Raw genomic sequence first — 24,287 nt, 5'->3', positions numbered from 1 at the left:
GGATTGTCTTTCAATTTCTGCAACAAACTGGAACACAAGTCCTTGAAAACGCCTTGGCGGCCCTCATATCGGCCATCACTTTGCCCGCCAAAAAGGCGCTTCCTGCCGCCGTCGCCTAGCGGGCGCGAGACATCAGGGCCACGTGCCGTACGGCGTCGCGCAGCCAGCGCGTGGAGGCGCCCATGTGCGTGCGGGCGTGCCACAGCTGGTAGTACACCAGCGGCGCAAACTCCACCGGGCAGGGCAGGATCACCAGGGGCAGGCGCTGGCTGAAGCGCTCGCAGAACAGCCGCCCCGTGGTCAGCACCAGCAGGCTGGTGGCCACGATGTCGGGAATCAGGCTGAAATGCGCGCAGCGCGCCGCCACCTGTCGCTGCAGGCCCATGCGGGACAGCTGGTCCTCGATCACGCCGCGCGCGCCCGGGTAGGTGGGCGTGGGCGCGATGTGCTCGGCCTCCAGCCACTGGGCCGCGTCCCAGCCGCGGCGCACGGCCGGGTGCTGGGGGCTGACCAGGCAGACCACCTCGTCCTCGAACAGGCTGGCCATGTGCAGGCCCTGCGGCGGTTCGGGCCAATTGCCTATCACCACGTCCACATCGCCCTGTGCCAGCTGCACTTCGTAGTGCGCGTCGCCGTTGAGCGCCAGGATGTCCACGGGGCAGCCGGGCGCCTCGGTCTTGAGATGGGCCACCAGGCGCGGCAGGAACAGCGGGTCCAGGTAGTCGCTGGCGGCGATGCGGAAGGTGCGCGTGGAGGTGCGGGGATCGAAATGGCGCGCATCGCTGAACAGGCCCTCGGCCGCACGCAGGATGTCGGCGGCCGGCTGCACCATGCGCAGCCCGGCCTCGGTGGGCTGCATGTGGGCGCCCGAGCGCACCAGCAGCGAATCGCCGGCCAGGTCGCGCAGGCGCTTGAGCGCGGCGGACACCGCCGGCTGGTGCATGCCCAGGCGCAATGCGGCACGCGAGACACTGCGCTCGGTCAGCACCGTGTGCAGCACCCGGATCAGATGCAGGTCAATCTTGTCGAACAGGGCCTGGTCGCGCATGTAGCGAAGCAATCAGCGAAAAAAAGAGCGGTCGCGCCGGGGACGCGCCGCAGGTCATGGGGAGCCCGCAGCGTAACCCAGCCACGCAGCGCTCCGGCTAGATACAACCACCAAGGATGGGACGGTTAAACACTTGTGTGTGCAAGACATGCAATATGCGGGCCAAGGCCGGTCAAGCGCTGGCGCGGCGGCGCGGCCACCCAGGCCCGCATTCATTCCCTCACTCAGGCCGCCTCCAGCACCTCGACGCGGTTGCGGCCTTTGCGCTTGGCCGCATAGCAGGCCATGTCGGCCGAGCGCAGCGCGCTGCTGACCGTGTGCTGGCGGGCATCGAGCACCACCATGCCGACGCTGACACCCATCAGGTAGCGCTGCCCCTCATGGGCGCCCTCCCAGTCCTGCACGGCCATGCACAGGCTTTGCGCCAGCAGCATGCCCTGCTCCGCCGAGGTGCCCGCCAGCAGCACGGCGAACTCATCACCGCCCAGGCGCGCCACCCAGCCCAGCGGCCGGACCACGCTGTCGATCAGCCGGGCCATGTGGCACAGCACCTCGTCGCCTGCCGCATGGCCGCCCTGCTGGTTGACGTGGGCGAAGTGGTCCAGGTCCAGGAACAGGATCACGCCATGCTGCGGCAGGCCAACGGCCTCCTCCTCGACCGTGGCGACGGCGGTGGTGTCGCTGCGCTGCATGGCGAATTCACCATCCTGCAACGCCTCGGTCGGCAGGCGCTGGGCGGCACCGCACTCCTGCAGCCATTCATGCAGGCGCACGGCAAAGGCCTCGCGGTTGGGCAGCAGGGTCAGCGGATCGTGCATGGCCTTCCAGCCCGGCTGCTCGCGCACCAGTCGCTGCATGGTCACATCCTCTACCACCCAGACCAGGGTGGGGTCTGCCGGTACCACGGCGCGCGGCTCAAGGCCGCGCTGAAGGCGCTGCAGGCTCTGGCCGTGCAGGCGCACCCAGATGGGGCGGCCGTCCTTGCGCACAAAGCACTGCTCGCTGTCGAACTGGCCGTACGTGTCCAGGTCCTTGCGCACCCGCTCCAGCAATTGGATGTGTGCCGCGTCGGAGGCGCACAGCTGGCGTATCGCCTGCCCCTGCAGCTCGCGCGGAGGGTAGCCGAGCATGCGCGCAGCCTGCAGGCCTACCAGCTCCAGCTGCGCCGCATGCGTGACCACCAGGCCCACGGGCGCGTAGTCCATCAGCGTCTGCAGCTGCAGTTGCAGCCGGCCGACCTCGTGCGCCTGCTCCTGCCCCATCTGGCCCAGGCGATGCAGGGCCTGCCACAGCGTGGAGGCTTCGCCCCAGGCGTGGGTCCAGGGCATGCGCCAGCCGCCTTCCTCGGCATGGCCCGGCTCGGGTTCGGGCGCGGGGTCCGGCTCCTCGGCCATCAGCCTTCCCTGGTCCGCCAGCCATTGGCGTGCAGTGCGGTGCAGGGCCGCCATGGGTTCGGTGACCAGGATCAGCAGCAGGACCAGCACGCCAGCGACACCGGCCACGGCGGCCAGCAGCCACCACAGCACGCGCGGCTCCAGGCTGGGCGCAATGGCTTCCTCGGGGGTGATCCTGACCACCAGCCACTGCGGCAGCGGCATGCCTGCCGTCGTCACCAGGTAGCCCGCGCGCCGCTGGGTGTCGGGGCCCACCTGCACTGCGCCGGCAGCGGGGTCCTGCAGCCAGTCCGCGCCCAGGCCGGGCTCGGCCTCGGCCCGCGCCGACCAGCGCGAGGGGTCCGAGTGGGCCAGGATCTGCCCGTCGCGCTGCATGACCAGCAGGCGCCCGCCGGAGCGCGAGGGGTCGATGCTGGGCGGCAGCAGGGCCTGGGCGGACATGCGCACACCGGCCGACAGCACGCCGCTGACCGTGCCGTTGCCGTCGCGCAGCGGCACGGCATACAGCAACTCCATCATTGCGGGATCAGGCCCCTTTCGGGCCATGGTGGAGACCACGGGCTTGCCATCGGCCAGGCTGCGCCGCATCACGTCGCGCACCCCTTCGTCCAGATCGACCAGGGGCTCGGAACGGCCGCCGCGCAGGCTGAGCTGCAGCTGTCCGCGCGCATCGGCCAGTTGGAGGGTGTCGAACAGCCGCACCGAGGCGTCTCCGCGCAGCATCTCGCCCATCAGCCGGCTCGGGTCGCTGCCCTGGTCGGCCATGCCCTGGGCCAGCACCCACAGCAGGCGCTGCTGCTGCTCCAGCCGCGCGGCCAGCATGCGCGCCACGGTATCGACCTCGTCGGCCTGCCGGGCCACGGCGCGCTCCAGCGTCTGCTGGCGCATGCTGTGCGAGACCCACCAGACGCTGCCAAGGCCCGCCAGCAGCACGGCCGCAGCGGCCAGCGCCAGCACCGTGCAGCGCATGGCACCCCAGCCTGTGGCCGCGCGCGGCCGCAAGGGTGAATCCGGCAGCTGCGGAGCATCCTGGGATGCCAGCAGTGCCTGGAAAAAGGGAGATCGGCGGGCGTCCAGTGACATGACGCCATCAATATATGCAGGCCCGAAAGCCGTCCCACTGGGTGGAACCCGCGAACCAGTGGATACCCCGCCCCGCAAGGCCTGGCGCTTGCAGGCAGGCACCAGCCAGGGGCGTGGGAATCAGCCTACGGCGAGCACTTCGAGGGCTGCCGGCTTGGGCAGATCGATGACATTGCCCCGGCCCGCGATGAGCCCGTGCTCACGCAACTGGCGCAGCACGCGCGAGAAGGTCTCGGGTGCGATGCCGAGCTGGGCGGCGATCAGCCGCTTGCGCAGGTGCAGCGTCACGCGCAGGCCGCCAGCCTCGTGCGGCATGGCATGGCGCAGCAGCCACTGGGCGCAGCGCGCCTCGGCGTCCTTGGACAGGCGGCTCACCGCCAGCTCGGTCTGCGCGCAGTAGGCCTGGGCCATGTCCTGCAGCAGTTGCTGGGCGGGCGAAGGCAGCTGCGAGACGGCCTGCAGGAAGTCGGTCTGGGGCAGTTGCTGCACGCGGACATCGCTGTCGGCCAGCATGTCCAGGCTGCTGCCGCGCCGCCGCAGCACAAAGGCCGCGTCCAGCCAGGCCGGCCCCTCCACGACGCCGAGCTGGTGGCGCATCTGCCCACCCTGGCCTATGCCCAGGAGCACGCGACCGCGCTCCAGATACATCACCGTATCCGGCGACTGACGACGCAGCCTGAGCCAGGTACCCGCGGCCAACACCTGGGCGGAACCCGGCGCGAAGGCGAAAGCTTGCAAGGAAGACAGGGCGAACATGCATGCAACTTTGCCGGCTTTGCTCCCGCCGCGTTTTGAGCCATGTCAATCCACCGCCAGCCCACCGGTCCACAGGCGGCATACTTGTCACAAGCATGTCACCAGTGAAACGCAATGTATCCAACTGAAAAGTTGAGCCCATGATCGATCCCCAGATGCTCGCCAGCCTGCCCGCTGCCGCGGCCGTGCTGTCCGCCGCCGTGCGGTCCGGCGCAGGCCCCGTGGCGCAGCTCATGCGCGCGGGCGGCCTGTACTGCGTCTTCCAGCCGCTGGCCGATCTGCGCAGCGCCCGCGTCTATGCGCACGAGGCGCTGATCCGCGGCCCCCAGGGCACGCCGCTGCACACGCCCGATGCCCTGCTACAGGGGGCGGCGGCCGAGGGCATTCTTCGGGAATTCGAGCTGCTGGCGGTCTGCGTGGCGCTGCAGGACTGGGGCCGGCAGAGTGCGCCGGGCCGGCTGTTCGTCAATCTCAGCGCCCAGGCGCTGGTGCAGGCCGTGGGGGTCTGCGGACCCGGCATGGTCGGGGACACGGTGCGCAGCTTCGGCGTGCAGGCCCGGTCCCTGGTGGTGGAGATCACCGAACACGACCATGTGACCGACATGCCCGCCGTCTGCGCCGCCGTGAAGGCCGTGCACGCCACGGGCGCGCGCCTGGCGCTGGATGACTTTGGCGACGGGCGCTCCAGCCTGCGCCTGTGGTCCGAGGCCAAGCCCGACTTCGTCAAGATCGACAAATACTTCATCCACCAGATCGAGCAGCGCCCGGCCACGCTGCAGTTGCTGCAGGCCATCAAGGGCATTGCCGAGGTCTTCGGCACCATGCTGATCGCCGAAGGCATAGAGACCGAGGGTGAGCTGCGCACCTTGCGCGACCTGGGCATTCCGTATGGCCAGGGCTGGCTGCTGGGCCGCCCTGCCGAAACCGCCCAGCCACAGATCAGCACGCAGGCGCGCAGCGTGGCGCAGGACCCGCGCGTGGCCGTGCTGCCCCACCAGGGACACAGCGCCCGCCCGGGCGTGCTGCGCAATCTGATGGTGATGCAGGCGCCCTGCGTGGCCCCGGCCGCCAGCAACGACGAGGTGGCCGAGCTGTTCAAGGCCGGCCAGCAACTGCATGCCATTGCCGTCGTGGAGGCCGGCCGGCCGCTGGCCCTCATCAACCGCCAGCAGTTCATGAACCACTACGCCACGCTGTACTTCCGCGAAGTGCACGGACGCAAGCCCTGCCTGGCGTTTGCCAACGTGCAGCCGCGCATCGTCGAACTCGATTGCGATGTGGACCAGCTCGTGGGCATCCTCACCTCGCAGGACCAGCGCTACCTGAGCGACGGCTTCATCGTCACCGACAACGGCCGCTATGTGGGCCTGGGCACGGGCGAGCAGCTGGTGCGCCGCGTGACCGAGGCGCGCATCGAGGCCGCGCGCCACGCCAACCCGCTGACCTTCCTGCCCGGCAACATCCCCATCAGCCTGCACATGCAGCGACTGCTGGACAGCGGCGCGGGCTTCGTGGCCTGCTATGCCGATCTCAACCATTTCAAGCCCTTCAACGACCACTACGGCTACTGGCGCGGCGACCAGATGATCCGCCTGGTGGCGCGGCTGGCCGTGGCGCACTGCGATGCGCGGCGCGACTTCGTGGGCCATGTGGGCGGGGACGACTTCATGCTGCTGCTGCAAAGCGAGGACTGGCAGCGGCGCTGCGAGGACATCGTCGGCGCCTTCGCAGGCGAGGCGCGCCAGCTGTTCGACGACCAGGCGCGCGAGGCCGGAGGCATCTGGGCCGAGGACCGCCACGGCATCCGGCGATTCTTTGCCTGCACCACGCTGTCCATCGGCGTGGTGCGCGTCACGCCGGGCAGCCTGCTGGCACCCGAGGACATCGCCAACCTCGCGGCCCTGGCCAAGCAGCAGGCCAAGGCGCAAAGCCTGCCGGGGCGCGGCGCCATCGCGCTGCACACGCCGCAAGATGAAGCGCGGCGCCCCGCCCGGCATGGCGCCGCAGCGACCTGGCCTGCCTGAAACAGAAAGCCCGCAGGCTCTTGCGAGGCTGCGGGCTGGTGGCTGGCCGCCAGACGCTGACAGCGTTTGGGCGCGGCCCGGCGATCAATTCACCGATGCACCAGACTCGTACCAGCGCTTGACCATGCTGCGCTCGTCATCGTTCAGGGCGCCCGGATTGCCGAAGGGCATCTTGCGCAGTTGCACCACCTGCTGGTAGATCTGCTGGGCGTGGGCCTTGACCTGCTCGGGCGAGTCCAGGCGCACATTCTTTTGCTGCAGGGCGGCACCGTGGCAGACCACGCAATGCTGCTGGAAGAAGGGCGCCATCTGGGCGTAGCCCACGGCGCCGTCGGCGGCGGGAGCGGCCGCAACGGGTGCAGCGGCTTCGGCGCCGGGTGCCGCCGTCGCAGCGGGTTCGGCAGCAGCAGAGGGGGCCTGCACGGCGGCGGGAGCCGGTGCGGGGGCGGCGGCAGGCGCAGACACAGGGGCGGCGGCAGGCGCCGGTGCAGGCTTGAGCCAGACGGCCGTGCCGATCAGCACCAGCACGCCGACCAGGGCGTAGGGCCAGGGATGGGCGTTGCGGCCCAGCTTGAAGCCATGGCGCATCACGAAGAACTGGCGGATGGCGGCGCCCGCGAACATCATCAGGATCAGCACCAGCCAGTTCAGCTCATGGCTGTACAGCCAACCGTAGTGGTTGGACAGCATGGCGAACAGCACCGGCAGCGTGAAGTAGGTGTTGTGCACGCTGCGCTGCTTGCCGCGCTTGCCGTGGATGGGGTCCACGGGCTGGCCTTCCTTCAGGGCCTTCACCACCGTGCGCTGGCCGGGAATGATCCAGAAGAACACGTTGGCGCTCATCGAGGTCGCCAGCATGGCGCCCATCAGCAGGAAGGCGGCCTGGCCCGGGAAGATGTGGCAGGCCAGGAAGGCCGCGATGCACACCAGCACCAGCACCATGGCGCCCACCGTGGCGTCGCCGTTCTTCTTCTGGCCGAAGACGCGGCAGATGCCGTCGTACAGCAGCCAGAACACGACCAGGAAGGCCAGGGCCGAGGCAATGGCAGCAGCCGAGCCCATGGCGTTGGGATCGGCCGGATTGACGAGGTAGATCTTGGCGTTCCACAGATACGACACCGTCAGCAGCGCGAAGCCGCTGAGCCAGGTGGTGTAGCTTTCCCAATAGAACCAGTGCAGATGATCGGGCAGCTTGGGCGGCGAGACATTGAACTTGACGGGGTGGTAGAACCCACCGCCGTGCACGGCCCAGAGTTCGCCGCTGACGCCCTGCTTCTTGAGATCGTCATCGACAGGCGGCGTCAGGCTGCTGTCGAGGAAGACGAAATAGAAGGAGGAACCGACCCAGGCGATGGCCGTAATGACGTGGAGCCACCGCAACAGCAGGTTGGCCCAGTCGAGAATGTAGCTTTCCATAGCTCTCAACCTTGGCAGCGTGGGGGCCGCCGGTGTTCAACCTGCTCACCACTGCGGGCGCTCTGAGCAGAAGAAAAAGGCCGCGCACCCGGTAGATATACCGCCGGTGCACCGCTGCGACCATTTCGTAGACACAAAGTGTATGCAATTTTTCGGCAGCCAACCGGCTTGCGCGAAATCAATTCACTAGAGATTTCCCTGATTCTGCGCGGGCGCGGCGCTGCGCCGCTGCAGCAGCTGCGCCGCCACGGCCACCGCGATCACCTCAGGCTCCTTGCCCTTGATGCCGGGCACGCCGATGGGGCAGGTCACGTGGTCCAGCTCCGCATCGCTGAAACCGCGCTCGCGCAGCCTGCGCCGGAAGGTGGCCCATTTGGTGGCGCTGCCGATCAGCCCCACATAGGGCAGGTCGCCGTGCTGGCGCTGGCGGCCCAGGCATTGGGCGACCACCTCCAGGTCCTCGGCATGGCTGAAGCTCATGATCAGCACCTGGGAGCCGGTGGGCAGATCGGCCACGGCGGACTGCACGGGATCGGAGTACTCACACTGCACGAGCTCGTGCTCCTCCTCGGGGAAGACCGAATCGCGGCTGTCCACCCACATCACGCGGTAGGGAAGATTGCACAGCAGGCGCACCAGCGCATGGCCGACGTGGCCTGCGCCGAACAGGGCCACGCAGTCGCGTGGCGGCTGCAGCCGCTCTCGCAGCATGTCCATGCGGCCCTGGGGCACCAGCACGAACCTCAGCACCACCACGCCGCCGCAGCACTGGCCCAGGCTGGGCCCCAGCGGATAGCGGTGCTGGTGGTCGGCGAGGGCAGGGCCCGCCTGGCCGCCCTGCCCGGCCTGAAGCGCCGCGTCGCGCAGCAGGCTGCGGGCGCGGTCGATGGCGTCGAACTCCAGGTGCCCGCCACCAATGGTGCCGGCCACGCGGTCGGCAAAGACGGCCATCCAGGCGCCGCGCTCGCGCGGCACCGAGCCGCGCGACTCCATCACCTCGACCCAGCACAGCGACCCCTGCGCAAGGCCCTGCTCGACTTTCTTGAACGTGTCACTCCACATGGGCGCACCTGACAGCCCGTCGTGGCGCCTGCGGGCTTCGTTGGAACTTGTTGCGGGATTTTCCGCTGCGGCACTTGAGTTTTGCGCTCCGACTGCCGGTGCCGCGGCGTTTCAGGATACGCTCGCAATCATGCCCGATTCCCCCGATTCCTCTCAGCACAGTTCCGTGCAAAAGCCACGTTCCGGCCGTCCCTGGCTGTGGGCGGGACTGATGGCCGCCATTGCCTCCCTGGTCACGGCCTGCAAGTCACCGCCCGGCCCCGGCGCGCGCCCCGACGAGGCCACCTCCAGCGCACAGCTGCAGTACCGCAAGGTGGCAGCCAACCATCTGTACGCGCGCAATGCCGAGCGCATCTACAAGGGCCAGCTGCCGCCCATGCTCTACGCGATCGGCGTGCTGCAGGTGCAGATCGACCGCAACGGCCAGGTCCAGCGCCTGCACTGGATGCGCGCGCCCAGCCATGCACCCGAAGTGGTGAGCGAGATCGAGCGCCTGGTGCGCGCCGCCGCGCCCTTCCCGGCTCCTGCTGGCGCCGCCCGCATCACGTATACCGATACCTGGCTCTGGGACAAGTCCGGCCGCTTCCAGCTCGACACGCTGACCGAAGGCCAGCTCTGAGCCTCAGGCCGCCAAAGGCTGGCTCAGGCCGGTTCATGCCGGTTCAGGCAGATTCACGCGGCTGGCCGTCGGCAAAGCACCTGGCGCTTTTGAGCAGGCAGGCCACGGCATGGAGCACCAGGTCGTCCGGAGCATCATCGTTCACGCGGTCGATGACCTCGATGGCATAGCCCCGCTCCTGCGACAACTGCGGCAGCACGCCCGGCCGCTCCCCTGTGGCACAGCGCATCGACCGCGAGCACTTCCTGGTGCTGTGGTGAGCATCCCAGGTGCCTGCGGCCCGATGGATTGACCGTCTTCATGGCCCCTTGCGCGGGACCGTGCTGGTGCTGAAGCAGCAAAACCTTTCAGGTCCATTGCAGTCAATACCTTTCCGGTCCATGATTGCCGGCGATGAAACAGACCGATCCTCAGTACAAGCTGCGCCTGCCGCAGGAACTCAAGGACCTCATCGAGGAGGCAGCCAAGCGCACCGGCCGTTCCATGAACGCCGAAGTCGTGGCCCGGCTGCAGACCACGTTCGAGGCCCCGGTGCTCGGCCGCATGTCGGCCGCGACGGACCCTGCGCTGGAATGCGAGGAGCCCGTGAGCATCTACGACATCAAGATGAGTGCCGACGCCGTGGAGCGCATCGAAAAGCGCCTGGAGCGCATAGAGCAGGCCATGCTCCCGCCCGCGGCACCGGAAGGCGGCAATGAAGGCGGCGTCGCTGGCGCCGCCTGACACGACCGCATCAAGAAAAACCGGCCCGCAGGCCGGTTTCTTTCAAAGGCCCCTCAGGGCCTGGATCACTCGACCACCTTGGTGATCTTCGAGCCCTGCAGCGACACGCCGGCTTCCAGGCCTGCATTGGTCAGCACATAGCTGGTCACGGGGCCCTGGGCGGTCGTGGTGTCCACGCTGCCATTGGCGCCCACCTTGCCTGCGGCCACCGTGGCATCGGCGCCCACGGACCAGCCGTCGCTGGCCAGGAACTTGTCCAGCGCTTCCTGGGTGTTGAACACATAGATCACAGCCTTGGACTGGCCACCGGCCTGCCAGCCCACCGAGGCGCCGGTCGTGCTGTAGTAGCCCTTGTTCTGGCCGCCGACGCGCAGCACGCCGCGGCCGTGCTCGACACCGATGACGAAGCTGCCACCGATCACAGAGGGGAAGATCAGCACGCCCCTGGAGCGGGCCACCATTTCCTTGGAGCCGGGCGCCGTCTGGTACAGCCGCTCCAGCGCGGCGTTGGCACGCGCGTTGACGGTGGTGGCGTCGGCACGCGGCGCGGACTGGGTTTCCGGCTTGGTGGTCGTGCAGCCGACCATGGCAATGCTGCCGGCCGCCAGTGCCGTGGCCATCACGACGGTACGCAAAGAAAACTGACGCATGGGAAAACCTGCCTTTCTTGATTGGACGTTTTGGGGAGACCCCATCGGTTCATTGGATTGATCACCTTGCCTCCCGGTCCCGGGCACCCCTTCCAGTGCTCGCAAACCGTTTCTGAGACAGGCTGGGGATGATGCTAGGCCGCTTTGCGGTACTTGTGATGAGACATGTCACAAGTTGCGCCATAGGACTACAGGCCCGCAGGAAATGTCTGAAAATCCCGTGCCGTGCCGCCACAGCCGACACCGAAAGCGCGCTGATGCCAGAATGCACCCACAGCAACACCCGGCCCACCGGGCCCATCCACAACGAGGGAGTTCATGAAGTTCTGGAGCCACTTTCACCATCCCCAGGCAGCCATGGTGCTGTTGCGCGTCACGCTCGCGGTCCTGCTGCTTTTTCATGGCTGGGCCAAGATCCGCTACGGCATAGGCAGCATCGAGCGCATGGTGGAATCCACGGGCGCACCGGGCTGGCTGGCCTATGCGGTCTATCTGGGTGAGGTGGTGGCGCCGCTGCTGCTGCTGGTCGGCCTGTGGGTGGTGCCTGCGGCGCTGGTGATTGCGATCAACATGGTCGTGGCCTTTGCGCTGGTGCACACGGGCCAGGTGATGCAGCTGCACAGCTCGGGAGGCTGGGCGCTGGAGCTGCAGGCCTTCTTCTTCATCACGGCCCTGGTCGTGGCCATGGGGCACGCCAAGGGCAAGTAGCCCGCCCTCCTGCAGAGACAGGCGCAAGAACAGGAACGGCCCGCGATGCGGGCCGTTCTTCGTTTCAGGGCTCACTCCAGGCCATCCCCCGACAGCCTGCCTGCAGCAGGGCTCAGGAGCCCCGGTACGTGGAATAGCTCCAGGGGCTGACCAGCAAGGGCACGTGGTAGTGCTGGTCGGCATGGGCCACGCCGAAGTCCAGGCTCACCTTGTTGAGGAAGTTGGGCTCGGGCAGTTGCACGCCACGGGCCTTGAAGTAGGCCGCCACGTCGAAGGTCAGGCGGTAGGTGCCGGTCCTGAGGCTGTTGTTGTCGAACAGCGGCGCATCGGTGCGGCCGTCGTGGTTGAGCACCAGGCTCTTGATCAGCGTGGCCTGGTCGCCATCGGTGGAATACAGCGCGACGGCCATGCCGGCTGCGGGGCAGCCATTCATGGTGTCGAGGACGTGGGTGCTCAGGCCCATGGAAATCTCCTGTGCGGCGGGGGCTGGCCCAGCCGGTTGTCATTGGTTGGTCGATGCACGCAGCGCGGCGCGCGACAGCACTCGCGGCCCTGCCCTGCATTCGCAAAGTGTATACAGTTTTTGTACGCCCTTGAAGGGCGTTGCACGGCCGACGCCTAGGCAGATACCCGCACTTTCGGCGCCCGGGCCTGCGCGCGGGAAGGCTGCCGACGCCATGCTTCTACACTGTGGTCCGCCACCGCCCTGGCCGCAGGACCCTGCGGCCGGCGCACACAGGGCGGCACAGGACGCGCGCTCTTTTCCACTGTTCCACTGTTTCATCTGCCAAGGAGATACCGATGCAACTTCGCTCCCCCTTGCTTGCAACCAGCCTGGCGCTGGCCATTGCCAGCCTGGCCGCCTGCAGCAGCACGCAGCCGCCTGCGGCTTCGGCGACGCCAGCACCCGTGGCCGCAGCGCCTGCCCCGGCAGCGGCGCCCATCACGCAGAGCAACGCGGCCCAGGCCGCCAGCGCCGCCTATGACTTCGACATGGATGTGTTCCATCCCGTCGTGGCCAGGAGCGGCATGGTGGCCAGCGAGCAGGAGCTGGCCTCGCGCATCGGCCTGCAGATCCTGAAGTCCGGCGGCAATGCGGTGGATGCCGCCGTGGCCATGGGCTTCGCGCTGGCCGTGGCCCTGCCCAACGCAGGCAACATCGGCGGCGGCGGCTTCATGGTGGTGCATGACGCCAAGAGCGGCAAGAACATTGCGCTGGACTTCCGCGAGGTCGCTCCCTCCAAGGCCACGCGCGACATGTACGTGGGCGCGGACGGCAAGGTCATCGACGGCAAGTCGCTCTACACCCACTACGCCGTGGGCGTGCCCGGCACCGTGGCCGGCATGGAGCATGCGCTGAAGAAATGGGGATCGCTGCCTTTGTCCACGGTGATTGCGCCGGCCGCGAAGCTGGCCGACAAGGGCTTTCCCGTCAGCGAGACCCTGGCCAAGATCCTGGAGCAGGAAAAGAAGAACATGGGCCAGTGGCCCGCCACCCAGGCCATCTTCTGGCGCGGGGGAGAGCCGCTCAAGCGCGGCGACCGCCTGGTGCAAAAGGACCTGGCGCAGTCGCTGCGCCTGATCGGCCAGCAGGGCTCCAAGGTGTTCTACGAAGGCTCCATCGCCCGCAAGATCGCGGCCGAGATGGCGCCGCATGCAGGCGCCCTCTCGCTGCAGGACCTCAAGAGCTACAAGGTCGCCGAGCGCGCGCCGCTGCGCGGCACCTACCGCGGCTACGAGATCGTGACCATGCCGCCTCCGTCCTCAGGCGGCGCCCATCTGATCCAGATCCTCAACATGATGGAACGCTGGCCCATGAACCAGTGGGGCGTCAACAGCGCGCAGAGCATCCACTACATGGCGGAAAGCATGAAGCTGGCCTATGCCGACCGTGCCGAATACCTGGGTGATCCCGACTTCGTGACCGTGCCGCTCAAGGGCCTGACCTCCAAGCGCTATGCCGAGGCGCTGGCCGCCGGCATCGATCCCTACCAGGCGCGCGCCGGCAAGGACATCAGGCCCGGCAAGCCCCAGCCCTACGAAAGCGACCAGACCACGCACTACTCCGTGGTGGACAAGGCGGGCAACGCCGTGGCCGTGACCTATACGCTGAACACCAACTTCGGCAGCGGCATCGTGGCCAAGGGCACGGGCATCCTGCTCAACAACGAGATGGACGATTTCTCGGCCAAGCCCGGCGTGGCCAACGCGTATGGACTGGTCGGCGGCGATGCCAATGCGGTGGCCGCAGGCAAACGCCCGCTGTCGTCCATGACACCCACCATGGTGCTCAAGGATGGCAAGCCCGTGCTGGTCACCGGCAGCCCCGGCGGCGCGCGCATCATCACCACCGTGCTGCAGACCGTGGTCAACACCATCGACTTCGGCATGAACCCGGCCGAGGCAGCTGCCACGCCGCGCTTCCACCACCAGTGGACGCCCGATGAGCTGCGCGTTGAAAAGGGCATCAGCCCCGACACCGTGGCCCTGCTCAAGTCGCGCGGCCACAACGTTGCCGTGAAGGCGTCGATGGGCCGCACGCAGACCATCGAGCTGCGCGACGGCATGCTCTACGGCGCCTCCGACCCGCGCAACCCCGACGGGCAGACACTGGGATATTGACCCCCTGAGGCGCTGCGCGCCTTCCCCCTTCTCGCTTCGCGGAGGGGGACGACACCCTCGGTGCGGGGCGGCGCGGCCGGCTTAGGCCCTTCCTCGGTGTCCCTGAGTTGGGCCGTGGCGGCTTTACAAAGTGTTCGCCTTGCGCAGGTCTTTAAGCATGCAGCGCATGCGTTTCATTGCAAGAAAAAGCCGCGCCCGTTGCCGAGCGCGGCTTTTCACAACAGGGCGGCGCAAGGCCGCCCTCCCACCAATCGTTGTCTCAAAGACCGGCCATCAGTCCTGGACCTTCTGGCCCACTTCGAAGTTGGCCTGGATCTCCAGCGCACGCACCATGCCCGAGTGGTCCCAGCCCGCGCCGCCGTGGGCCACACAGCTGTTGAACAGCTCCTGGGCCTGGGCCGTGTTGGGCAGGGACACGCCGAGCTGGCGCGCGCTGCTCAGGGCCAGGTTCAGGTCCTTCTGGTGCAGCGAGATGCGGAAGCCCGGATCGAACGTGCGCTTGATCATGCGCTCGGCATGCACTTCCAGGATCTTGGACGAGGCAAAGCCGCCCAGCAGCGCCTCGCGCACGCGGGCCGGATCGGCGCCGGCGCGCGACGCGAACAGCAGGGCCTCGGCCACGGCCTCGATGTTCAGCGCCACGATGATCTGGTTGGCCACCTTGGCGGTCTGGCCGTCGCCGTTGCCGCCCACCAGGGTGATGTTCTTGCCCATGCGCTCGAACAGCGGCTTGACGCGCGCGAACACGTCCTCGGGGCCGCCGACCATGATGGACAGCGTGGCGTTCTTGGCGCCCACCTCGCCGCCGGAGACCGGCGCATCCAGGTACTGGGCGCCGATGGCCTCGATGCGGCGCGCGAAGTCCTTGGTGGCCACGGGAGAGATGGAGCTCATGTCCACCACCACCTTGCCGCTGCTGCCCTTGAGGCCGGCGGCCACGCCGTCCTCGCCGAACAGCACCTTCTCGACATCGGGCGTGTCGGGCAGCATCAGGAAGATGATGTCGGCCCGCTCGGCCACGCCGCGCGCCGTGGTGCACTGGGTGGCGCTGCTCTCGGCGATCTGCGCGGGGATCTTGCCCAGGGTGTTCACGAAGAGCTGGTGGCCGGCCGTGAGCAGGTGGCCCGCCATGGGCGCGCCCATGATGCCGAGACCGATGAAACCGAGCTTGAGAGAGGATGCATTCATGCTGTGTACTCCTTGTCGTTTTTGGGAATTGCGGGAAATCTGGAAAGGTTCCGCGTGCGTTCAGGCCGCCACGGCGGCGTGGGCCTCGATCCAGCCCAGGCCCGATTCGGTATCGCGCGCGGGCTTGTACTCGCAGCCCACCCAGCCCTGGTAGCCGATGCGGTCCAGGTGCGCGAACAGGAAGGGGTAGTTGATCTCGCCCGTGCCCGGCTCGTTGCGGCCCGGGTTGTCGGCCAGCTGCACGTGGCCGATGCGGGCCAGGTGCTTTTGCAGCGTGGCCGCCAGTTCGCCCTCGGTGCGCTGCGCGTGGTAGATGTCGTACTGCACGAAGGCATTGGGCGCGCCCACCTCGTCGAGGATGGACAGGGCCTGGTCCGTGCGGTTCAGGTAGAAGCCGGGAATGTCGAAGGGGTTGATGGGCTCGATCAGCAGGCGCAGATTGGCCGCGCTCAGTGCCGAGGCGGCAAAGCGCAGGTTGTCCACGAAGGTGCGGCGCAGCAGCGCGGCATCGGCACCGGCAGGCGCCTTGCCGGCCAGGCAGTTGAGCTGGGGCACGCCCAGCGCATGGCCATAGGTCACGGCCTTGGCCACGCCGGCGCGGAACTCGTCCACGCGGTCGGGGTGGCAGGCAATGCCGCGCTCGCCCGCCTCCCAGTCGCCGGCCGGCAGGTTGTGCAGAACGATCTGCAGGCCGTGGGCATCGACGCGCTCCTTGATCTCTTCGACCGAATGGGCGTAGGGAAACAGGAATTCCACGGCCTCGAAGCCGGCGCGCGCCGCGCGCTCGAAGCGGTCGAGGAAGGGCACCTCGGTGAACAGCATGCTGAGGTTGGCAGCGAAACGGGGCATGTCAGAAGTCTCCGGTAGTCGTTTGGTGGGTTGGGAGCGGCAGGGCACGCAAGGCGCCCCGCCGGTAAAAATGCCCAAGGGGCAATGGAAATCGGCCCCCCGAGTGCTTGCACCGCCCGCAATGCAGGCATTGGCGCAGCGCCAGCCAGGGATGCCAGGCAAGGGCCGCCCCGCAGCGATGGCATCGTCCCCCTCCGAAGAGAGGGGGAAGCGGCGCAGCCGCGCAGCCGCTCAGGGGGTGCCTTGCTTCAATCCAGCAGTGCCAGGGCGCTGGGCACGTCGGCAGGCGCTGCGGCCAGGTCCTCGAACTCGATCACGTTGTCGATCTCGGCACCCATGGAGATGTTGGTCACGCGCTCCAGGATGACCTCGACGACCACCGGCGTGCGGTGCTCGGCCATCCAGGCCTCGGCCTGCTGCATGGCGGGCGCGAAGTCCTCGGGGCGGTGCACGCGGATGGCCTTGCAGCCCAGGCCCTCGACCACCTTGACGTGGTCCACGCCGTAGCCCTTGGACTCCTCCTTGTCATCGACATTGATGTTGTCGAAGGCCAGCTGCACGCAGTAGTCGATGGAGAAGGCGCGCTGCGCCTGGCGGATCAGGCCCAGGTAGCTGTTGTTGACCAGCACATGGATGTAGGGCAGCTTGAACTGCGCACCCACGGCCAGTTCCTCGATCATGAACTGGAAGTCATAGTCGCCCGACAGCGCCACGATCTTGCGGGCCGGGTCGGCCACGCGCACGCCCAGGGCGGCCGGCACGGTCCAGCCCAGCGGGCCGGCCTGGCCGCAGTTGATCCAGTTGCGCGGCTTGTAGACATGCAGGAACTGCGCGCCGGCAATCTGCGACAGGCCGATGGTGGAGACATAGCAGGTGTCCTTGTCCAGGCTGCGGTTCATGCACTGGTAGACACGCTGCGGCTTCATGGGCACGTTGTCGAAATTGGTCTTGCGCAGGTACTCCACATTGTTCTTGCGGGCCTGGCATTCGGCCACCCAGCCGCTGCGGTCCTTCAGGCGGCCGGCCGCCTTCCACTCGCGCGCCACCTCCACGAAAAGCTGCAGCGCCGCGCCGGCATCCGAGACGATGCCGTAGTCGGGCGCGAACACGCGGCCGATCTGCGTGGGCTCGATGTCCACGTGCACGAACTTGCGGCCCTTGGTGTAGACCTCGACCGAGCCCGTGTGGCGGTTGGCCCAGCGGTTGCCGATGCCCAGCACGAAGTCCGAGGCCAGCATGGTGGCATTGCCGTAGCGGTGGCTGGTCTGCAGGCCGCACATGCCGGCCATCAGGCGGTGGTCGTCGGGGATGGTGCCCCAGCCCATCAGGGTGGGAATCACGGGCACGTCCAGCAGCTCGGCGAACTCCACCAGCAGCTCAGACGCATCGGCATTGATCACGCCGCCGCCCGAGACCAGCAGCGGACGCTCGGACTCGTTGAGCATGGCGATGGCTTTTTCCACTTGCTTGCGCGTGGCAGCCGGCTTGTAGACAGGCAGGGGCTCGTAGGTATCGATGTCGAACTCGATCTCGGCCAGCTGCACGTCGATGGGCAGGTCGATCAGCACGGGGCCGGGGCGGCCCGAGCGCATCAGGTGGAAGGCCTGCTGGAAGGCGCGCGGCACCTGGGCCGGCTCCAGCACCGTGGTGGCCCACTTGGTCACGGTCTTGGCGATGGAGGCAATGTCCACGGCCTGGAAATCTTCCTTGTGCAGACGCGAGCGCGGCGCCTGGCCCGTGATGCACAGGATCGGAATCGAATCCGCGCTGGCCGAGTACAGGCCCGTGATCATGTCCGTGCCGGCCGGGCCGCTGGTGCCGATGCACACGCCGATGTTGCCGGCCACGGCGCGGGTGTAGCCCTCGGCCATGTGGCTTGCGCCTTCGACGTGGCGCGCCAGGATGTGGCCGATGCCGCCATGGTCCTTGAGCGCTGCGTACAGCGGGTTGATGGCGGCACCGGGAACGCCGAATGCGACGGTCACGCCTTCTTTTTCCAGCACGCGGACTGCGGCTTCGATTGCTTTCATTTTTGCCATGGGAGGTCTCCTTCAAATTGGAGTCAACTCTAGGCAGACAGGCCGGTTGGCGGAACGCCTGCGCAGACCATAAAATTTATTCCGTACAGGAATAACTACCAATGAAAAGGAGACGACGCCATGGACAGACTCGATGCCATGCACATGTTCGTGCGCGTGGTGGAGACCGGCAGCTTCACCAAGGTCGCGCACGAGTTCGCCACCACCCAGCCCACGGTCACCAAGCAGGTCGCAGCCATGGAGACGCGCCTGAAGGTGCGCCTGCTCAACCGCAACACGCGCGGCGTGAGCCTGACCGAAGCGGGCGCGCTGTACTACGAGAAATGCAAGGCCATCGTCAACGACGTGGCCGAGGCGGACAAGGTGGTCCAGGTGCGACAGACACAGGTGCAGGGCCAGCTGCGCATCGGCAGCTCGGTGGCCTTCGGTCGGCGCGTGCTGATCCCGCTGGCGCTGGAGTTCATGACGCACAACCCCCAGGTGCAGGTCGACCTGAGCTTCGAGGACCGCTACACCGACCTGGTGGCCAACGGCATCGACGTGGCCCTGCGCCTGGGCAAGCTGGCCGACTCCAGCCTGGGCGCACGCACCCTGGGCGTGAACCCCTGGGTGCTGGTGGCCTCGCCCACCTACCTGCGCAAGCGCGGCACGCCGCGCCGCCCCTCCGACCTCAAGGAGCACGCGACGCTGATCTACAGCAGCGTTCAGGGCAACGACCTCTGGCGCCTGCGCAACGCCAGCGGCGAGCCCGTTTCCGTGCCCGTCACCGGCCGCCTTCGCTCCAACAACCTCTCGGCCCTGCTGGCGGCCTCGCGCTCGCACATGGGCATCGCCGCCCTGCCCCGCTACGTGGCCCACGACTCCCTGGAAGCCGGCCGCGTGGTCGAAGTGCTCAAGACCTGCCGCCTGCCCGAGCAGGAAATCCACGCCGTCTACCCCTCGCCGCGCCTGGTGCCGCAGAAGGTGCAGTCCTTCATCGCCTTCCTGCAGGGGCGGTTCGATGCCGAATGGTGGGAGACGCTGCCGCGCGGGGCGTGAGGTCAGGCGCTGCGCATTGGCAATGCAATGTATGTACATTGAGAAGAATGCCACCCGAACGGCATGTTTGATTCCCGTCTTGCGAGGTGCCAGCCATGTCCAAAGAAGTGCAAATGACATTTCGTGTCGAGCCTGAACTGCGCTCAGAGTTTGCCGACGCTGCCTTGCAGGAAAACCGCCCCGCAGCACAAGTGCTGCGCGAGTTGATGCGCGCCTATGTCAACCAATCGCGTGAGCGCGTCAGCGGCCCTGTGAACACCGCCATTTCCGCAACGGAGAAACGCCGGCGCGAAGCAGCCGTCAACTTCGCCCGCGCGTCCGTCGGACTGGAAGGCTTCACGCCTTCCGAAGCTGCTGATACCGGCGCACGCCAATTTATCCAGGGTGATATCCAGCTTGCCGATTTCGTCCAGGTGAAGGTCAATGCGCGATGAGTTCCCGCCTGCATCCGCGAACACGTTGACTGCAGCGCAGCGTCGGCAACTCGAAGCCGATCACACATTCAAACGGCTTGTCGAGCTGGAGCTGGAGCCCGTGCGTGGCAGCTTCGACGCTGCCCACCTGAAGGCAGTCCACCATCGCATCTTCCAGGACTTGCCGGACGCCGGCTTCCATGAGGTCACGCCTGGCGAATTCAGAACACAGGTACTCCATGGCCAGGACTGGATGAAGCAGCGCGGCCTATCGACCATGGGAGGCACTTTCCATGTCGTCTATTCACGCATGGACGACGCGGCCATGGCCAGACTCGACAAGGCCCTCGAAGAAGCCAGCCCCGACGAGCTGCGCGGCTTGAAGACCGCTGAATTCACGGCACGGCTTGCCAGGATGTACATCGAGTTGGACTACGCCCATCCATTCAGCGATGGCAACAGCCGCACGCTTCGCACCTTCACCAGGCAGCTCGCCAGGGAAGCTGGATATGAGGTCGATTGGGCACGATTCGGACACAGCGAGACCGGGCGTGATCTTCTCCATATCGCCCGCGACCGCAGCGTGAACGAGCTGGCGAAACCGCACGTGCAGCACGAAAACACCATGCAAAAAATCCTGCGCACGCAGGACCGGCTGAAAGTCCATTCCGCCCTGCCCGACTTGCTGCGCGACGCAGTACGTCCGAGCCGCGCAGTGGCCTTCGAGCGGTTGAACGAGCGGGAAGCCTTGCATGAGCACCCCGAGCTTGAAGCGGCATACCAGGTCATACATGCAGCGGCGACCCGCCTGGCCTCGCAGATGCCGGGCAATCCTGAAGCGCAGGAAGCCGGCATTCAATCAGTCATGGACCACGTTCAGAACTGCCTGAACACCGGGGAAACCGTGGACTTCGTCCGCAGCCACGAATGGTGAAGTGCAGGCATGCGCCGTTGTGGCAACGGGCCGACTCCGCTCAAAGCACCAGAATCGCCCGGAAGTCATTCACGTTGGTATGCGTAGGCCCGGTCACCACCAGATCCCCCAGCGCATCAAAGAACCCATACGCATCATTGCGATCCAGGTACTCGGCAATCCGCATTCCCTGAGCCTGAGCCCGCGCCAACGTATCCGGCGACACGCGCGCTCCCGCGTTGTCCTCCACGCCATCGATGCCATCGGTATCGGCCGCCAGGGCCCAGACCTTGTCCTGCCCCTGCAGGGCCTGGGCCAGGCCCATGCAGAACTCGCCCGCGCGGCCGCCGCGTCCCTTGGGCGTGCCGGCCGGGCGCTGCCGGATGGTGACCGTGGTCTCGCCGCCGGACAGGATCACGCAGGGCTTTGCAAACGGCTGGCCGTGGCGGGCCACGGCGCGCGCCAGGGCGGCATGGACCTTGGCGACTTCGCGCGATTCGCCCTCGATCTCGTCGGACAGCACATGGGTGCGCAGGCCTGCGGCCTCGGCCACGCGTGCGGCCGCCTCCAGCGAGTGCTGGGGCGTGGCGATCATGTGGACCTCGTGGCCGTCGAAGCGCGCGTCGCCGGGCTTGGGTGTTTCCAGCTCGCCCGCCTCCAGCGCGCGGCGCACGGATTCGGACACGTCGATGCGGTAGCGCGCGAGGATGGCCAGCGCGTCGGCGCAGCTGCTGGCATCGGGCACGGTGGGGCCGCTGGCGATGATGGAGGGGTCGTCGCCCGGCACGTCGCTGATGGTCAGCGTGACCACGCGCGCAGGCGCGCAGGCCGCGCCCAGGCGCCCGCCCTTGATGCGCGACAGGTGCTTGCGCACGCAGTTCATCTCGCCGATGGCGGCACCGCTTTCCAGCAGGGCGCGGTTGATGCGCTGCTTTTCCTCCAGGTCGATGCCTTCGGCAGGCAGGGTCAGCAGGGCCGAGCCGCCGCCCGAGATCAGGCACAGCACGAGGTCGTCCTCGGTCAGCCCTTCGGTCAGCGCGAGGATGCGTTCGGCGGCGGCCAGGCCTGCCGCATCGGGCACGGGGTGGGCGGCCTCGACCACTTCGATGCGCTGCGCCAGGCCTTCGGGGCGCGGCGGGATGTGGTGGTAGCGCGTGACCACGAGGCCGGACAGCGGCGCGTCCGCTGGCCACAGCGCCTCCAGCGCCTGGGCCATGGAGCCGCCGGCCTTGCCCGCGCCCAGCACCAGGGTGCGGCCCTTGGGAGGCTTTGGCAGGCATTGGGCCATGCTGTACAGGGGCTGCGCATCCTTGACCGCAGCGCGGTAGAGGTCGAGCAGAAAGGCTTGGGGATCGGTGAGGTGCAGGTCCGTGGTGCTGGTCATGGTGTGTTGTCTCCGCCGGGCATTATGGAATTTCCTGCACCGGCGGTGGCATGCGGTCAAGTCACAACTGATTCGCCCGGCCTCGTTCCTCGTGCCAACCCAACTCAATCCAGGGCCACCTTGGCATCCTTCACCAGCCTGGCGAAGCGGTCGGTGTCGTCGCGGATCTGGCGCGCCATCTGCTCGGGCGATCCGCCGATGGGCTCGGCGCCTATCTCCTCCATCTTCCTGCGGAACTGCGGGGACTCGATGATGCGGTTCATGTCCGCGCCCAGCCGCGCCAGTACCTCGCGGGGCGTGGCGGCCGGTGCCAGCACGCCGAACCAGGTGCCCATGTCGAAGCCCTTGAGCCCGGCCTCGTCCAGCGTGGGCACATCGGGCAGGGCCACCGAGCGCCGGGCCGTGGTCACGGCCAGCGCGCGCAGCTTGCCGGCCTTGATGTGGGGCAGCACAGGCGTGACGGTATCGAAGGACATGGCGATCTGCCCGCCCAGCAGGTCCGTGGTCAGCGGCCCGCTGCCCTTGTAGGGCACGTGCAGCAGCTGCACGCCGCCCATGGACTCGAACTGCGCGCCGATCAGGTGCTGGCCCGTGCCCGCGCCGTTGGAGCCATAGGCCAGCTTGCCGGGCTGGGCCCGGGCCTGGGCCAGCAGCTCCTGCACGGTTTTGGCCGGCACCTGCGGATTGACCACCAGCACATTGGGGACCACGGCCACCACGGTGATGGGCGCCAGGTCCTTCTGGAAGTCATAGCCCAGCCTGCGGTAGACGCTGGTGGCAATGGTGTGGTGCACGGCGCCCATGAGCAGGGTGTAGCCGTCAGGTTTCGCCTTGGCCACATGGTCGGCGCCCAGGGTGGCGCCCGCGCCAGGGCGGTTTTCCACGACCACGGGCTGGCCCAGACTCTTGGACAGCTCCTGGCCCAGCGCGCGCGCCAGCACGTCGGTGGTGCCGCCTGCGGGAAACGGCACGATGAGGTTGACGGGGCGTGCCGGCCAGGCCTGTGCCCAGGCAGCGGGGATGGTGGCAGGAATGGCGGTGGCCAGCGCGCACGCGGCGGCAACCCTGGTGATGCGGTTCATGGTTTGTCTCCTGTCTGTTCTTTTGTGGGTTATCGGACCATGCAGCGCGCGCTCAGGCAGGCACGGGCTCGGCCTGGGCCTCGGCCGTCTGCGCACGCAGCCGTGCGCAGACGGCATCGGTGACCTGGCGCGTGGTGGCCTTGCCGCCCAGGTCACGCGTGTGCAGCGCGGCATCGGCCGTCACCTGCTCCACGGCCTGCATCAGGCGCTGCGCGGCGCGGTGCTCGCCCAGGTGCTCCAGCAGCATCACGCAGCTCCAGAAGGTGCCCACGGGATTGGCCAGGCCCTGGCCCATGATGTCGAAGGCCGATCCGTGGATGGGCTCGAACATGCTGGGGTAGCGGCGTTCCGGGTCGATGTTGCCCGTGGGCGCAATGCCCAGGCTGCCGGCCAGCGCGGCCGCCAGGTCGCTGAGGATGTCGGCATGCAGGTTGGTGGCGACCAGGGTGTCCAGCGAGGCGGGGCGGTTGACCATGCGCGCCGTGGCCGCGTCCACCAGCTCCTTGTCCCAGCGCACGTCGGGGAACTCGGCGGCCACCTGCACCGCAATCTCGTCCCACATCACCATGGCATGGCGCTGGGCGTTGGACTTGGTGATCACCGTCAGCAGCTTGCGCGGCCGCGACTGCGCCAGGCGGAAGGCGAAGCGCATGATGCGCTCCACGCCCGCGCGGGTCATCATGCTCACGTCGGTGGCCACCTCGATGGGATGGCCCTGGTGGGCGCGACCGCCCACGCCCGCGTATTCGCCCTCGGAGTTCTCGCGCACGATGACCCAGTCCAGGTCCTCGCGCGCGCAGCGCTTGAGCGGCGCATCGATGCCCGGCAGGATGCGCGTGGGCCGCACATTGGCGTACTGGTCGAACCCCTGGCAGATCTTCAGGCGCAGGCCCCACAGCGTGACATGGTCGGGAATGTGCGGGTCGCCGGCCGAGCCGAACAGGATGGCGTCCTGGCCGCGCAGCGCGTCCAGCCCGTCGGCCGGCATCATCTCGCCGTGCGCGCGGTACCAGTCGCCGCCCCAGCCGAAACTGGTGAAGGCAAAGCCCAGGCCGGGCTGGGTTTCGGCCAGCGCCTGCAGCACCTCCTGCCCTGCGGGCACCACTTCCTTGCCGATGCCATCGCCGGGAATGCAGGCGATGCGGTATGTCTTTGTCATGAGGGCTCCTTGGATTGCGGTGGATGAAGCGCCATGCGGATCCATGGCCTTGTCCGTGAATCTATCGATGGAACAACGCCGCGCGCGCCTCTAGAGTGATGGCATCGTTCACTTTGA

Annotated in this window: 22 protein-coding genes; 8 read left to right on the top strand and 14 right to left on the bottom strand. The window is 67.7% G+C overall.

All coding sequences use genetic code 11. The annotated features are described in order from the left end of the window. Positions 1 to 115 precede the first annotated feature (115 nt). From A9976_RS02375 to A9976_RS02365, 3 genes are all read right to left on the bottom strand, one after another. Complete coding sequence (locus A9976_RS02375; protein WP_183017656.1) at positions 116 to 1,048, bottom strand: LysR family transcriptional regulator; 933 nt, start codon at positions 1,046 to 1,048, stop codon at positions 116 to 118. A 224-nt stretch (positions 1,049 to 1,272) separates the two neighbouring features. After that, positions 1,273 to 3,525: a diguanylate cyclase domain-containing protein gene (locus A9976_RS02370; RefSeq protein WP_183017655.1), complete on the bottom strand. Its 2,253-nt coding sequence runs from the start codon at positions 3,523 to 3,525 to the stop codon at positions 1,273 to 1,275. Positions 3,526 to 3,645: 120 nt separating this feature from the next. Further along, on the bottom strand, positions 3,646 to 4,281 hold the full coding sequence (locus A9976_RS02365; RefSeq protein WP_183017654.1) for a Crp/Fnr family transcriptional regulator: 636 nt from the start codon (positions 4,279 to 4,281) through the stop codon (positions 3,646 to 3,648). Between the two features lie 140 nt (positions 4,282 to 4,421). Here A9976_RS02365 and A9976_RS02360 point away from each other — a divergent pair, with 140 nt between their 5' ends. Continuing rightward, entirely contained in the window at positions 4,422 to 6,305 is a 1,884-nt protein-coding gene (locus A9976_RS02360; protein ID WP_183017653.1) for a phosphodiesterase, read from the top strand. A gap of 84 nt (positions 6,306 to 6,389) precedes the next feature. Here A9976_RS02360 and A9976_RS02355 read toward each other — a convergent pair whose 3' ends face one another. Together A9976_RS02355 and xdhC are read right to left on the bottom strand one after the other, a co-directional pair. Continuing rightward, positions 6,390 to 7,721, bottom strand: a complete 1,332-nt coding sequence (locus A9976_RS02355) for a urate hydroxylase PuuD (protein ID WP_183017652.1) — start codon at positions 7,719 to 7,721, stop codon at positions 6,390 to 6,392. Positions 7,722 to 7,907: 186 nt separating this feature from the next. Further along, on the bottom strand, positions 7,908 to 8,783 hold the full coding sequence (gene xdhC / locus A9976_RS02350) for a xanthine dehydrogenase accessory protein XdhC (protein WP_183017651.1): 876 nt from the start codon (positions 8,781 to 8,783) through the stop codon (positions 7,908 to 7,910). Positions 8,784 to 8,913: 130 nt separating this feature from the next. On the opposite strand from xdhC, the gene A9976_RS02345 reads away from it, so the two are divergent. After that, a complete protein-coding gene (locus A9976_RS02345) occupies positions 8,914 to 9,402 on the top strand; it encodes a hypothetical protein (protein ID WP_183017650.1) in 489 nt (162 codons plus the stop codon). Between the two features lie 43 nt (positions 9,403 to 9,445). Here the strand turns inward: A9976_RS02345 and A9976_RS02340 are convergent, their stop codons facing one another. Further along, entirely contained in the window at positions 9,446 to 9,631 is a 186-nt protein-coding gene (locus A9976_RS02340; RefSeq protein WP_259649083.1) for a hypothetical protein, read from the bottom strand. A 164-nt stretch (positions 9,632 to 9,795) separates the two neighbouring features. Between A9976_RS02340 and A9976_RS02335 the strand changes: the two genes are divergently transcribed. Next, positions 9,796 to 10,125 (top strand): Arc family DNA-binding protein, encoded by a 330-nt coding sequence (locus A9976_RS02335; RefSeq protein WP_183017649.1) that lies wholly within the window; start codon positions 9,796 to 9,798, stop codon positions 10,123 to 10,125. 65 nt (positions 10,126 to 10,190) lie between these two features. On the opposite strand, the gene A9976_RS02330 is transcribed toward A9976_RS02335, so the two are convergent. Then, the gene (locus A9976_RS02330) at positions 10,191 to 10,775 is read right to left on the bottom strand and encodes a YSC84-related protein (protein WP_183017648.1); all 585 of its coding nucleotides are present in this window, start codon (positions 10,773 to 10,775) and stop codon (positions 10,191 to 10,193) included. Positions 10,776 to 11,093: 318 nt separating this feature from the next. Between A9976_RS02330 and A9976_RS02325 the strand changes: the two genes are divergently transcribed. Then, positions 11,094 to 11,483 carry a DoxX family protein gene (locus A9976_RS02325; protein WP_183017647.1) on the top strand — a complete coding sequence of 130 codons (390 nt, stop codon included), beginning with the start codon at positions 11,094 to 11,096 and terminating at the stop codon, positions 11,481 to 11,483. 112 nt (positions 11,484 to 11,595) lie between these two features. Here the strand turns inward: A9976_RS02325 and uraH are convergent, their stop codons facing one another. Then, positions 11,596 to 11,946, bottom strand: coding sequence for a hydroxyisourate hydrolase (uraH, locus tag A9976_RS02320; protein ID WP_012204044.1), 351 nt, complete (start codon positions 11,944 to 11,946; stop codon positions 11,596 to 11,598). Positions 11,947 to 12,284: 338 nt separating this feature from the next. On the opposite strand from uraH, the gene ggt reads away from it, so the two are divergent. Beyond that, the gene (gene ggt, locus A9976_RS02315; protein WP_183017646.1) at positions 12,285 to 14,105 is read left to right on the top strand and encodes a gamma-glutamyltransferase; all 1,821 of its coding nucleotides are present in this window, start codon (positions 12,285 to 12,287) and stop codon (positions 14,103 to 14,105) included. A gap of 273 nt (positions 14,106 to 14,378) precedes the next feature. Here the strand turns inward: ggt and glxR are convergent, their stop codons facing one another. The 3 genes from glxR to gcl form a co-directional block, all read right to left on the bottom strand. Further along, positions 14,379 to 15,293 (bottom strand): 2-hydroxy-3-oxopropionate reductase, encoded by a 915-nt coding sequence (gene glxR / locus A9976_RS02310; RefSeq protein ID WP_183017645.1) that lies wholly within the window; start codon positions 15,291 to 15,293, stop codon positions 14,379 to 14,381. A gap of 60 nt (positions 15,294 to 15,353) precedes the next feature. Next, positions 15,354 to 16,142, bottom strand: a complete 789-nt coding sequence (gene hyi / locus A9976_RS02305; protein WP_183017644.1) for a hydroxypyruvate isomerase — start codon at positions 16,140 to 16,142, stop codon at positions 15,354 to 15,356. A 248-nt stretch (positions 16,143 to 16,390) separates the two neighbouring features. Then, positions 16,391 to 18,181 (bottom strand): glyoxylate carboligase, encoded by a 1,791-nt coding sequence (gcl, locus tag A9976_RS02300; protein WP_016449782.1) that lies wholly within the window; start codon positions 18,179 to 18,181, stop codon positions 16,391 to 16,393. Between the two features lie 120 nt (positions 18,182 to 18,301). Between gcl and A9976_RS02295 the strand changes: the two genes are divergently transcribed. The 3 genes from A9976_RS02295 (at position 18,302) to A9976_RS02285 (ending at position 20,566) form a co-directional block, all read left to right on the top strand. Beyond that, the gene (locus A9976_RS02295) at positions 18,302 to 19,219 is read left to right on the top strand and encodes a LysR family transcriptional regulator (RefSeq protein WP_183017643.1); all 918 of its coding nucleotides are present in this window, start codon (positions 18,302 to 18,304) and stop codon (positions 19,217 to 19,219) included. Positions 19,220 to 19,314: 95 nt separating this feature from the next. Next, the gene (locus A9976_RS02290; RefSeq protein ID WP_232245897.1) at positions 19,315 to 19,653 is read left to right on the top strand and encodes an antitoxin VbhA family protein; all 339 of its coding nucleotides are present in this window, start codon (positions 19,315 to 19,317) and stop codon (positions 19,651 to 19,653) included. Further along, positions 19,643 to 20,566 (top strand): Fic family protein, encoded by a 924-nt coding sequence (locus A9976_RS02285; RefSeq protein WP_183017642.1) that lies wholly within the window; start codon positions 19,643 to 19,645, stop codon positions 20,564 to 20,566. Before A9976_RS02290 ends, A9976_RS02285 begins: the two co-directional genes overlap by 11 nt. A gap of 40 nt (positions 20,567 to 20,606) precedes the next feature. On the opposite strand, the gene A9976_RS02280 is transcribed toward A9976_RS02285, so the two are convergent. The 3 genes from A9976_RS02280 to A9976_RS02270 form a co-directional block, all read right to left on the bottom strand. After that, positions 20,607 to 21,929 (bottom strand): glycerate kinase, encoded by a 1,323-nt coding sequence (locus tag A9976_RS02280; protein WP_183017641.1) that lies wholly within the window; start codon positions 21,927 to 21,929, stop codon positions 20,607 to 20,609. Positions 21,930 to 22,033: 104 nt separating this feature from the next. Next, positions 22,034 to 23,011, bottom strand: a complete 978-nt coding sequence (locus A9976_RS02275; protein WP_183017640.1) for a tripartite tricarboxylate transporter substrate binding protein — start codon at positions 23,009 to 23,011, stop codon at positions 22,034 to 22,036. A 52-nt stretch (positions 23,012 to 23,063) separates the two neighbouring features. Then, the gene (locus A9976_RS02270; RefSeq protein ID WP_034391100.1) at positions 23,064 to 24,170 is read right to left on the bottom strand and encodes a tartrate dehydrogenase; all 1,107 of its coding nucleotides are present in this window, start codon (positions 24,168 to 24,170) and stop codon (positions 23,064 to 23,066) included. Positions 24,171 to 24,287 lie beyond the last annotated feature (117 nt).

The organism is Delftia sp. UME58, from assembly GCF_014170385.1.
GTDB lineage: Bacteria > Pseudomonadota > Gammaproteobacteria > Burkholderiales > Burkholderiaceae_C > Comamonas > Comamonas acidovorans.
Note: the sequence above shows the minus strand (reverse complement) of the source record. Positions and strands in the feature narration are given on the sequence as shown.